The following is a 12,364-nucleotide window of genomic DNA, read 5'->3' as shown; positions in this document are numbered from 1 at the left end:
GGTAATATCTTATGGCAAAAATTGTTGAATGTATTCCTAACTTTTCTGAAGGCCGCAACCAAGCGGTCATTGACGGTCTAGTTGAAGTAGCTAAGAGCGTGCCAGGCGTAACACTTTTGGACCACTCTTCTGATGCCAGCCACAACCGCAGCGTCTTTACCTTGGTCGGCGATGATCAAAATATTCAGGAAGTGGCCTTCCGTTTGGTTAAATACGCTTCTGAAAATATTGACTTGACCAAGCACCAAGGTGAACACCCTCGTATGGGCGCAACTGATGTCCTGCCTTTTGTACCAATCAAGGACATCACAAGTGAGGAATGCGTCGAAATTGCGAAGACCGTATCTGAGCGGATCAACCGTGAACTCGGTATCCCTATCTTCCTCTATGAAGATGCAGCGACTCGTCCAGAGCGTAAGAACTTGGCTAAGGTCCGTAAAGGACAGTTTGAAGGCATGCCTGAAAAACTCTTGGAACCTGACTGGGCGCCTGACTACGGTGAAAGAAAGATTCACCCAACTGCAGGTGTTACTGCTGTCGGTGCTAGAATGCCGCTCATCGCCTACAATATCAACTTGGATACAGACAATCTGGAAATTGCCAACAATATTGCCAAAATCATCCGTGGATCAAGCGGTGGTTACAAGTACTGTAAAGCGATCGGCGTTATGCTGGAAGACCGCAACATTGCTCAGGTTTCTATCAACATGGTCAATCTGGAAAAATTCCCACTCTATCGTGTTTTTGAAACTGTTCGCTTTGAAGCCAAGCGCTACGGAGTTGGAATCCTCGGCTCAGAAGTCATCGGTTTGGCACCAGCCAAGGCTTTGATTGACGCAGCAGAATACTATCTGCAAATCGAAGACTTTGACTACGGCAAGCAAGTTCTGGAAAACCATTTGCTGGGCTAGGAGGACAGAAACCTATGAAATTAGTAGATTTAAGTTTGACAGCATTTGCCCAAGTCCTAGGCTCAGATGCTCCTGCACCAGGAGGTGGCTCTGCCGCTGCTCTTTCAGCAGCGAACGGTATTTCCCTAACTAAGATGGTCTGCGAATTAACCCTTGGCAAGAAAAAATACGCAGAATTTGAAGCAGAAATTGCTCAAGTGCACGCAGAAAGTGCCCGCTTGCAAGAAAGCCTGCTCGCAGCTATCGACAAGGACACTGAAGCCTTCAATCTGGTCTCCGCCGTCTTTGATATGCCTAAAGAAACAGACGAAGACAAGGCTGCCCGTCGAGAAGCTATGCAGCAAGCCCTCAAGGAAGCGACCAAGTCCCCTTATGGCATGATGGAAGACATCTTGGCTGCCCTGCAAACAACTCAAAAGGCTGTCGGAAAATCCAATATCAATGCTGCCAGCGACCTGGGAGTCGCAGCTCTCAATCTTAAGGCTGGCCTGCAAGGGGCTTGGCTCAATGTCCTCATCAACCTGTCAGGCGTCAAGGATGAAGCATTCGTCGCTGATTACCGCAGCAAGGGTGAGGACCTCCTGCAAAAAGGCTGCGCCCTAGCCGATGAAATTTATCAAGAAATTTTGAAAGTTGTCTAATAGATAAACGGAAGAGAAGTCTGCTCTTTCCCATGAATGGGCTTCCTTTTCTCAAGAGGTAACAATATGGTTTTATCAGATATTGAAATTGCGAATTCGGTTCAAATGAAGTCCATCAAAGAGGTGGCAGAAAAGCTAGGAATTGCTGAAGATGCCTTGTCTCTTTATGGAAATTACAAGGCAAAAATCAGTGCCGGCCAACTGGAAGCCTTAAAAGACAAGCCTGACGGCAAACTGATTCTCGTGACAGCTATTTCTCCAACACCAGCCGGAGAAGGCAAGACCACGACTTCTGTCGGATTGGTCGATGCTTTGGCTGCTATCGGTAAAAAAGCCGTTATCGCTCTGCGGGAGCCTTCACTCGGACCTGTCTTTGGTATCAAGGGCGGAGCTGCTGGCGGTGGGCACGCTCAAGTTGTGCCCATGGAGGACATCAACCTCCACTTCACTGGTGACTTTCATGCCATCGGTGTTGCCAACAACTTGTTGGCGGCCCTCATTGACAACCACATCCACCATGGCAATGCCTTAGACATCGACTCTCGTCGCATCACTTGGAAGCGGGCAGTGGATATGAATGACCGGCAATTGCGCCACATCGTGGACGGCTTGCAAGGCAAGGTCAATGGCGTTCCACGTGAAGATGGGTTTGATATTACGGTCGCTTCTGAGGTTATGGCTATTCTCTGTCTGTCAGAAAATATCACTGACCTCAAGAACCGTTTGGAAAAGATCATCATTGGTTACAGCTTTGAAGGTAAGCCAATAACTGCTAAGGATCTGAAAGCTGGTGGCGCTATGGCTGCTGTGCTCAAAGACGCTATCCATCCAAACTTGGTTCAAACTCTGGAACACACGCCAGCCTTGATTCACGGTGGACCTTTTGCCAACATTGCCCATGGCTGTAACAGTGTCCTAGCTACCAAGCTGGCTCTCAAATATGCCGACTATGCAGTCACAGAAGCTGGTTTCGGTGCTGACCTAGGTGCTGAAAAATTCATTGATATCAAGTGTCGTACATCTGGACTTCGTCCAGCAGCTGTAGTTCTAGTTGCTACCATCCGCGCTCTCAAGATGCATGGTGGTGTTGCTAAGAGCGATCTGGCTGAAGAAAATGTCCAAGCCGTTGTAGATGGTCTGCCAAACTTGGAAAAACATCTAGAAAACATTCAAGATGTTTATGGTCTTCCAGCAGTCGTTGCCATCAATAAATTCCCGCTGGATACCGAAGCAGAATTGAAAGCAGTTTATGACGCCTGCCAAAAACGCGGAGTTGACGTCGTGATTTCCGACGTCTGGGCCAATGGCGGAGCTGGCGGTAAAGAGTTGGCTGAAAAAGTCGTTGAACTGGCCGAAGGAGACAATCACTTCCAATTTGTATATAATGAAGAGGACTCTATTGAAACCAAGCTGAACAAAATTGTTACTAAGGTCTATGGAGGCAAGGGCGTTCGCCTGACTCCTGCTGCTAAACGTGAGCTCAAACAACTGGAAGAGCTGGGCTTCTCCAACTATCCTATCTGTATGGCCAAGACTCAGTACTCCTTCTCAGATGATGCTAAGAAACTGGGCGCACCTAAAGACTTTGTTGTGACTATCAGCCAGCTCAAAGTTTCTGCTGGTGCAGGCTTTATCGTTGCTCTGACTGGTGCAATCATGACCATGCCAGGGCTGCCTAAAGTACCAGCCAGCGAAAAGATTGATGTTGACAAAGACGGCAATATCAGCGGTTTGTTCTAACAAATATCAAAAATGACAAATGTAACCCTTTTAAGAGTAAATGATCTTCAAGTTTCCGATTGGTCGGGGGGAAAGACAAAACAGCTTTATCTTTCCCCGCCAACTGGCCACTATGGCAAGCGGGACTTTGACTATCGGCTATCTACAGCGACTGTGGAGTTGGCTGAAAGTCAATTTTCTGACCTCAGCGGCTTTCATCGCATTCTCATGAGCCTGGACCACACACTTCATCTCCACAATGCCAGCCGGCAGGAGGAAACGGTTCTAGCTCCCTTTACTCCCTATGTCTTTGAAGGGAGTGATTCTATCACAAGTCGGGGAACTTGTACCGACTTTAACTTAATCTACAGCGACCATTATCAGGGACAGATGATTGCCATCTCGAATGGGCAAGAGCTTAGCCGAGATGACGAAATTCAATTTATCTATGCCTTAGGTGATTTAACGGTGACGGGAACAAACCTGCCAGTGCTTAACCTAGAGGCAGAGCAGCTTCTGATAGTGGAAAAAGAGACTCAGGAAACTGAGCTGCATATAATGTTTTCGAGTAACCAGCCAAAGGGAACGCCCCTTGCTATATGGGCTGGTTTGACCCACATCCCTACTAAGTAAAGATACATGATGTCTTGTCACCATTCTATCTTTACTTGGAAAGGATCCCATATCTCTAAAGGAGAAACATTATTATGGATGCAACTAAACTCACCGCACAAGAACAAGAACAGGAAAAAGCGAAATTCAGCTTTTCCGGTGCAACTCTCTACGGTATCAATGCCGTTATCGGATCAGGGATTTTCCTCCTACCGCAAAAGATTTATAAAGGACTTGGCCCTGCCTCTCTAGCTGTCATGCTTGGAACTGCCCTCCTCGTTATTCTCCTAGCCGTCTGCTTGGCAGAAACTGCTGGTTATTTTAATAAAAACGGCGGAGCTTTCCAATATTCCAAAGCAGCCTTTGGAGACTTTGTCGGATTTAATGTTGGCTTCCTAGGCTGGGCAGTTACCATCATCGCTTGGTCTGCTATGGCAGCAGGATTTGCGAGACTTTTTGTCATTACTTTTAAATCCTTTGCCCCCTATGAACTTCTGCTCAGTGTGAGCCTGATTATTTTGCTCAGTCTAATGAATATATCAGGTCTTAAGACTTCCAAAATGTTCACCTTGACCGCAACCGTAGCCAAGCTCATCCCAATTGTCGCTTTCAGTCTATGTGCGATTTTCTTCATCAAAGGAGGAATTGACAAAGGAAACTTCACTCCGTTTCTTCAGCTAGAACCTGGCGTAGATATCATGAAAGCTATCTCTAGTACAGCAATTTATATCTTCTACGGATTTATCGGATTTGAAACCATGTCTATCGTTGCTGGTGAAATGCGCAATCCGGAAAAGAATGTACCTCGAGCTATTTTGGGCTCTATCAGTATTGTCTCTGTTCTCTATATGCTGATTATCGCAGGAACTATCGCCATGTTAGGCAGCCGTATCCTGCAAACAGATGCTTCTGTACAAGACGCCTTTGTCGAAATGATTGGCCCTGTTGGAGCATGGATTGTTTCTATCGGAGCGCTGATTTCTATTGCTGGACTTAACATCGGGGAATCTATCATGGTTCCACGTTATGGTGCAGCTATCGCAAATGAAGGCCTGCTTCCTAAGAAAATTGCAGAAACCAACTCTAAAAATGCCCCTATAGTTGCCATTATTATTTCAGGAATCCTGGCCATCGTCCTGCTCTTCTCTGGTAAATTTGAAGAATTAGCAGCTCTCAGTGTGGTCTTCCGCTTCTTCCAATACATCCCAACTGCTCTAGCTGTACTAGTATTAAGAAAGAAATATCCGGATAAAAAAGTGGTCTTCCGCGTTCCATTTGGTCCAGTAATTCCAATTTTGGCGGTTCTAGTCAGCCTTGTCATGATTTGGGGTGAAAACCCAATGAACTATGTTTACGGCCTCATCGGTGTCCTTATCGCCAGTGCAGTATACTTTATCTATATAGTACTGATTTGTAAAAATAAAGTTCTTGAACAAGAAGGAGAATGAATCTTATGACACATGTAATCAATTTGGATGGCGAACACCTTACTTTAGAAGACGTCATCGCAGTAGCCCGTTATGGAGCCACCTGCGAAATCGACCAAGAAGCTAAAAAAGCAGTAGAAGCTTCCCGCAAAATCGTAGATGACATCGTCCGCGAAAAGCGGGTCGTATACGGTGTTACAACTGGCTTTGGCTCTCTCTGTAATGTCAGCATCTCACCAGAAGATACGACTCAACTGCAAGAAAACCTAATTCGGACGCACTCCTCAGGCTACGGTGATCCCCTGCCTGAAGATGCAGTCCGTGCGATTATGCTAATCCGGATTAATTCCTTGGTAAAGGGCTATTCTGGCATTCGGCTCTCTACTGTCGAAAAGCTCCTAGAATTGCTCAATAAAGGTGTCGTGCCATTTATTCCTGAAAAGGGCTCTCTCGGTGCTTCTGGTGACTTGGCACCGTTGGCTCACATGGTTTTGCCTATGCTAGGATTGGGCCGCGCTTACTATCAAGGCCAATTGCTCTCTGGACAAGAAGCTTTGGATAAGGCCGGAATCGAGAAAATTGCTCTAGCAGCCAAGGAAGGACTGGCGCTGATTAACGGAACGACTGTCCTGACAGGTATCGGAGCTTTGGCTACCTACGATGCCATCCAGCTTCTTAAACTGTCAGATGTCGCTGGCGCTCTTTCCATGGAAGTCCACAATGGTATTACCAGTCCTTTCGAAGAAGACTTACATACCATTCGACCTCAGAGCGGTCAGCTAGCTACAGCCCGCAATATCCGCAACCTTCTAGAAGGCAGTGGCAACACAACCGTAGCCACTCAACAACGGGTCCAAGACCCTTACACCCTGCGTTGTATTCCGCAGATTCACGGTGCCAGCAAGGACTCTATCGCTTATGTGAAAGCCAAGGTTGAGATTGAAATCAACTCCGTTACAGACAACCCTATCATCACTAAGGAAGGTCATGTTATCTCAGGTGGTAACTTCCACGGTGAACCAATGGCTCAGCCATTTGACTTCCTCGGTATCGCTATTTCTGAAATCGGAAATGTATCCGAGCGTCGTGTAGAACGTCTGGTCAACAGCCAACTAAGCAAGCTTCCATCCTTCTTGGTCAAACACCCAGGACTCAACTCTGGCTTTATGATTACCCAGTATGCTTGTGCTTCGCTCGCTTCTGAAAACAAGGTTCTGTCTCATCCAGCCAGCGTAGACTCTATCCCATCTTGTGAAAACCAAGAAGACTTTGTCAGCATGGGAACTACTGCAGCACGCAAGGCAGCTGAAATTCTCAAGAATTCTCGCCGCATCGTGGCAACAGAAATCATGGCAGCCTGCCAAGCTCTGGATCTGAAACCAGAAAACCATGAACTTGGTAAAGGAACCAAGCCAGCCTACGACCTCTTCCGTCAGCATGTCCGCTTTATCGAGTTTGATAAGGATATCGAAATCTATGAAGAACTCAACAAGGCTTCTGAGCTGATTGAAAACGAAGAATTCCTAGCAGCCGTTGAAAAGGCTGTGGACTTGAGCATTCAGTTCTAAAGCTGATGCCTCTGTAAAAAGCTAACCTAAGAAGCCCGCTCTCATGCAGCTGGGCTTCTTTTCCCGCCAAAAGTCATTGACAGGCTTGGTGGAAACTCTTATAATAAAGTCGCAAGTATCGTTATGGAAAAGGACAAATTCATGTTAGAAGATTACTATCAGCTAGATAACAGCTACTATCATAAGAGACTAGATGATGATTTATATGCTGCCAAATGGGGGATGGTTATTGAGTTTTTGGACTTAAATGACCCTAACTTAAAATCCTTTGATGGCGTCAACTTTGCCTTGATTGGCTTCAAGAGTGATAAAGGGGTTTATATCAACCACGGCCGAGTAGGGGCAGTCGAAGGACCACAAGCTATCCGAACTCAGCTGGCCAAGCTTCCTTGGCATCTTGGCAGAAACGTTCGCGTCTTTGATGTTGGCGATATTGACGGCCCTAACCGCTCTCTGGAGCAGCTACAGCAAAGTTTGGCTCGAGCAGTCAAACGCCTGCGAGCGCTCAATCTACGGCCTATTGTCCTAGGGGGCGGCCACGAAACAGCCTACGGCCACTATCTGGGACTTAAGTCGTCACTAGCTCCTGACCAAGACTTGGCCGTTATCAATATGGATGCCCATTTTGATTTGCGCCCTTATGACCAGACTGGTCCTAACTCTGGTACCGGTTTTCGCCAGATGTTCGATGACACTCTGGCTCAGAAGCAGGCCTTTAACTACCTCATTCTAGGGATTCAGGAGCACAATAACAATCTCTTTCTCTTCGACTTTGTGGCAAAATCCAAGGCTATCCAGTTTCTGACTGGAATGGATATTTACCAAATGGGTTACAAGGAAGTCTGCAAGGCAGTCGATGCCTTTTTGGCCGGCAAGGAGCAGGTCTATTTGACCATTGACATTGACTGCTTTGCAGCTGGTGCGGCGCCTGGTGTCAGTGCCATTCAGTCGCTCGGTGTGGATCCCAATCTAGCTGTTTTGGTCTTCCAGCACATCGCTGCCTCAGGCAAACTGATCGGCTTTGATATCGTCGAAGTCTCTCCGCCTCACGATATAGACAACCATACGGCTAATCTGGCAGCCAGCTTTGTCTTTTACCTGACCCAAGTCTGGGCGCAAGCACATGACTGATAGGCATTTAAAAACTTCATTACAAACATCAAAAGAGGATGAACATTGCTTTCATCCTCTTTTATTTTGTGCTTAATGCCTGATACAGACCTTGGCGTAAGTTTTCTAATTCCTTGAGTTGGTGCCGATCTCGGTAGGGATTGAGCTGGCTTTTGGCCGTTTCATAGTAGGTGTCAAAGTCCTGATCCAGCAAGACTTCAAAGCCTGCTTCCTGCAAGCTGCCAGTCAGCAGTCCATACTTAATCACAGCCATCAGATAGTAAATCAACCCCTTGTCCCGCGGATTGCCATAGCGACTAATGAGGCTATCCTTTTTCCGCAGAAGATCAAGCACAGGCTGGTAATCTCTCTTCTCACAGCCAATCAAGGCCAAATACACTTCCAACTGGGTCTCTTTCCAGGGAAAGCTAAGGGACTTCAGAGCTGTTTTCGCCTTAAGGAAAATCCGCTCCGCCTGTTCATAATCTTTTAGCTGATAGTAAGTCATACCCAAGCCGATATAGAAAGCAAAAATCGAAGGCTCTGCTGTTTTATTTTCCGTCAACTTAATGGCCTCCTTCTGGTGGGCCAGCGCTGTCGTGAAATTTCCGCGAATCTGCTCAATCTCCGCCAAATAGTCTAGAGCCGCCGCAATCTGAATCGAGTACTTGGAACGCAGCGAATCCGTCAGACTGAAACAGTCAATGGACTGGTAGAGATGGTGGAGCGACTGTTCCTCATCCCCAATCATGAGATGATAGAGCCCTTTGAGCCGGAGGTTGATAGCAATGGCCTCGTGATTGTTGGCCTGAACTGAAGCATCTAGAGCCAACTCCGTATAGTAGCGCATCTCAGGGATATTTTCCGTCTGGATGCAGTAGTAAATCATCTGCCGATAGCCTTCTAGGAGAAAATCCATCTGCTGCAGCTCCTTGGCCGAAGCAATCACCCGCTGGATATTGTCCATCCCCTGCTGGTAATTCCCCGTCCGAATGGCATAGCGCCCTTCTAGATAGAGAAAGCGGAGAACCAAGAGCTGAAAATCCTTGTGATTCTGGTGTTTTCTCTCTAAGCTCTCTATCTCCCGACGGATACGGTCAAACTGGTCTAAAACCGCGGACTGATTGCTATCATCCGTCTTTTCGATAAAGCCAAACTCCCGTGAGTAAATCGGAAAGAGCTCGTGATGAAACTGCAAGGTAGCCTCAAGATAATGCAGCTCGTACTCCAGAGACTTAATGGGCTGCTTGGACATCTTGTAGTGATAGGCGATTTCATTGAGCAGCTGGGCATGCTGGAGAGAGTCTCCCAGCTGGTCTTCCATGCCTTGGGCAATCTGGTGATGCAGCATTCGTTTCTTGGCAAGTGACAAGCGCTCATAGGCGTAGATTCTCAAAAGCTCCTGGCTGAACCGCACTACCAATTCCTCGCCCTGCTCCTCTTCCATCAATAGCTGCTTCTGTCCAAACTCCTCAGTGATTTCGACTACTTCTTCCATCGGCAGGCCTAATAACCTAGCTAAGAGCGAAACCGAGGCAGGAGCCCTAAAACAAGCCAGATAGTCCACCAACTCTTCCTCTTGACTGCTCAAATAATCCAGCTTCAAGGATAGCTTGGCCTTGATGGCCGGAGTCAGCGGATGAAACTTCTCCCCTCGCAGAAGCTGCTCAGCATACTCTGATAGGAAGAAAGGGATGCCTTGACTGACCCGATAAATATCCTCAAGGCCTTCTTCAGATATGGATAAATGCCCCGTCTGGGCTTGCAAATAAGCAACACTATCCTTAAAATTCAGCGGCTGCAGCTCAATAAAGCCTAGCTTATTGCGTACTAGCAGGTGATTGAAAAAATGTTCCAAATAAGAAGGGGTGCTTAGATGCTTGGTCAGCACAAAGGCCACAGGATAGCCGGTCAAATGATTCATGACCTGCTCTAAGACAGCAACACTGGCCTTATCCATCCAGTGACAGTCCTCAATCAAGACAATCAAAGCCTTTTTCTTAGAAATCTTCTGCAGAATACCCACCACAAACTGAGCCAGCTTGTCCGCATCCAAGTGAAGACCAGAAGTGCCGCTTGTCAAAATAGGAAAATAACTCTCCAAAATAACCTGCCACTGGTTGATAGAGAGAATCTGGTGCTGAATGACCAAGTCGCCCAGGCCGTCCAGCAAGCCACGCCAAGGCTGCAGCTCTGCCTTCATCTCTTCCTTAAAGCACTCAGCCATGACAATCTGGAAATACTTGGTCTGATTGGCCAGTACTTGACGAGTCACTGTTCGCTTTCCGATACCAGTACCACCGACTAGGACCAGAGCACGCGCCTCCTGAGTCTCTATCACTTTGGAGAAATAAGATTCCAAACGCTTGATTTCATCGACCCGCCCGAAAAAGTGGTCCGTATTGCGCAGAAATTGCTTAGTCTTACGCTCGCTCCGGTCCTTGGCTAGCACCTCATGGTATAGTTGCTGGATAGGTTCCGTAGGACTAATGCCCAGTTCCTTATCCAAAATATTGACCAATTTATAATAAGTCTCTATCACCTTGCCAGGCCGATCATTATCCTGATAAAGCTTCATAAGCAGATGATAGTTCTTCTCATCAAACTCATCAATGCTAATCAAACGGCGCAAATTCCGCTCAGCCTCTTCCAAATCTAGCTGGTCTTTTTCCGTTTCAAGCTGCTGGTAGCAGGCTTGGATATAAAGCTGCTCATATCGCGTCCGCATCTTGGACACCCAGTAATCAAAAGCCTCGCTATCCTTGAGATAGAAGCCCTGCAGAAAATCACCCTGATAGAGCGACAGATGCTCTGCAGGATGATCAGTGAAAAGTTCTACATCACTTTCAATCGCACACTCGGGATTAAGCGACAGCACAGTCCTGTTGGGAGCGACAACCCATTCCCCACCTAATAGCTTGTTAGCTTGATAAATGGTATTGCGCAGATTCTTTTTGGCGGTCTGATTATCCTTGTTTTCCCAGAGGATTCCTGCAATTTCCTCCCGATTGACTGCTCCATTGATGTGGAGATAGTAAAGCAGAGCATTGATTTTAGCAAAAGGAAAAAAGACTTCCTCCTGATTGAGAAAGACACTCGGACTTCCCAGTAATTTCAACCTCAACAGATCTTTCGTCATGCAAACGCCTCCAAGAAACCTTATAGAACTAATATAAACAAAAAGAGACAGTTTGGCAAGTAAAGTATTATACTAGCCCTTAATTTCCAGTTTTTAAATTGGTTTTATTTAGCATTTTTCTGTTATACTAAGATGAAAAATAAAATTTTAGAAAGTTACTTATGAAGAAAAATATTGTTCTTTTCACTTTTCTCCTTCTGAGCGCGATTGGCTTAGAATACGAGACACAAGCCTATACCACAGGCACTATGTCAGGCACTTCCTATGGGATAGTCGGACTATCAGCCCTCTTGGCCCTGCTCTATATCGTCCCCGCCCTGCTCTTGATTCGTCAACTGGGTAAAAAATGGCAGACTCCTGCACTTAGCCTTGGGGTAGCTCTGCTAGGCGGCCTTTTCATTTCAGGCTGGACTTCTGGCTTGGCCAACACCTATATCCACGAATGGGTCAGCACCAGCTTCCCAAACACTTTGCTCAGCGACCTAGAAAATGCCATCGCAGCTCCGCTGGTTGAAGAACCACTCAAGCTGTTGGCAGTTGCCTTCGCTGTCTACCTAGTCCCCGTCAAAAAGTTCAAATCCTTCTTGATGCTGGGTATTACGGCTGGCATGGGCTTTCAGATTAGCGAGGACTTCTCTTATATCCTCTCTGACCTGCCCGAAGGCTTCTCCTTCACTATCTCTGGGATTCTAGGCCGCATCACTGGCGGCGTTGCCTCTCACTGGCTCTACACCGCCCTGACCACTCTCGGTCTAGCGCTCATGCTACGCTATGCCAAAACTCAGAAAAACTACTTCCGAGTGGGGCTTTTCTACTTCCTAGCAGCCTTCGTTCTCCACTTCTTCTGGAACTCACCACTGACTGCTATCGAAACAGATATCCCAATCATCGTACCGGCTATGACGGCTCTAGCTGTCTTTATCTTTTACCAAGCCTACCGAACAGCCCATAAAATTGATCAAGAAGAATTGGAAGTGGAATAATGCAAAAAAACGACCGTTAGGGTCGTTTTTTTGGGGTATTCAGGAATATATTTTCTTAACATTCTACATTTAAGACATACCAAGCAATTGCGAAAATAGTTATGACCTATTTTTAGAGATATCTACATAACCACTTTGCTATACTCTATCATCCATTTCACAAAAAACACCTCTAATCCTCTCCCCACCAACATCTTCCATCCTCTTCTTTCTCTGCTCTTTCCTTAAAGAAATGTTAACATTTTCTTAAAACT

The 12,364-nt window shown here is 46.6% G+C and carries 9 protein-coding genes; 8 read left to right on the top strand and 1 reads right to left on the bottom strand.

The genetic code is table 11. The features are described from left to right. Positions 1-11: 11 nt before the first annotated feature. From ftcD to hutG, 7 genes are all read left to right on the top strand, one after another. Positions 12-911 carry a glutamate formimidoyltransferase gene (ftcD, locus tag FKX92_RS08270; protein ID WP_002903832.1) on the top strand — a complete coding sequence of 300 codons (900 nt, stop codon included), beginning with the start codon at positions 12-14 and terminating at the stop codon, positions 909-911. 14 nt (positions 912-925) lie between these two features. Continuing rightward, positions 926-1,552 carry a cyclodeaminase/cyclohydrolase family protein gene (locus FKX92_RS08265; protein ID WP_149566055.1) on the top strand — a complete coding sequence of 209 codons (627 nt, stop codon included), beginning with the start codon at positions 926-928 and terminating at the stop codon, positions 1,550-1,552. A 66-nt stretch (positions 1,553-1,618) separates the two neighbouring features. After that, positions 1,619-3,292 carry a formate--tetrahydrofolate ligase gene (locus tag FKX92_RS08260; protein ID WP_149566054.1) on the top strand — a complete coding sequence of 558 codons (1,674 nt, stop codon included), beginning with the start codon at positions 1,619-1,621 and terminating at the stop codon, positions 3,290-3,292. A 12-nt stretch (positions 3,293-3,304) separates the two neighbouring features. Beyond that, positions 3,305-3,904 carry a HutD/Ves family protein gene (locus FKX92_RS08255; protein WP_149566053.1) on the top strand — a complete coding sequence of 200 codons (600 nt, stop codon included), beginning with the start codon at positions 3,305-3,307 and terminating at the stop codon, positions 3,902-3,904. A gap of 74 nt (positions 3,905-3,978) precedes the next feature. Further along, entirely contained in the window at positions 3,979-5,331 is a 1,353-nt protein-coding gene (locus tag FKX92_RS08250; RefSeq protein ID WP_002898305.1) for an APC family permease, read from the top strand. 5 nt (positions 5,332-5,336) lie between these two features. After that, positions 5,337-6,878 carry a histidine ammonia-lyase gene (gene hutH, locus FKX92_RS08245; protein ID WP_187759412.1) on the top strand — a complete coding sequence of 514 codons (1,542 nt, stop codon included), beginning with the start codon at positions 5,337-5,339 and terminating at the stop codon, positions 6,876-6,878. Between the two features lie 141 nt (positions 6,879-7,019). Beyond that, positions 7,020-8,009, top strand: coding sequence for a formimidoylglutamase (gene hutG, locus FKX92_RS08240; RefSeq protein ID WP_149566051.1), 990 nt, complete (start codon positions 7,020-7,022; stop codon positions 8,007-8,009). A gap of 61 nt (positions 8,010-8,070) precedes the next feature. On the opposite strand, the gene FKX92_RS08235 is transcribed toward hutG, so the two are convergent. Next, positions 8,071-11,127, bottom strand: a complete 3,057-nt coding sequence (locus FKX92_RS08235; RefSeq protein WP_149566050.1) for an AAA family ATPase — start codon at positions 11,125-11,127, stop codon at positions 8,071-8,073. A gap of 161 nt (positions 11,128-11,288) precedes the next feature. On the opposite strand from FKX92_RS08235, the gene FKX92_RS08230 reads away from it, so the two are divergent. Further along, positions 11,289-12,110 carry a PrsW family intramembrane metalloprotease gene (locus FKX92_RS08230; protein WP_149566049.1) on the top strand — a complete coding sequence of 274 codons (822 nt, stop codon included), beginning with the start codon at positions 11,289-11,291 and terminating at the stop codon, positions 12,108-12,110. The last annotated feature ends 254 nt before the right edge of the window (positions 12,111-12,364 follow it).

Origin of the sequence: Streptococcus sanguinis, assembly GCF_008329445.1 — a bacterium.
GTDB classification, from domain to species: Bacteria; Bacillota; Bacilli; order Lactobacillales; family Streptococcaceae; genus Streptococcus; species Streptococcus sanguinis_O.
Note: the sequence above shows the minus strand (reverse complement) of the source record. Positions and strands in the feature narration are given on the sequence as shown.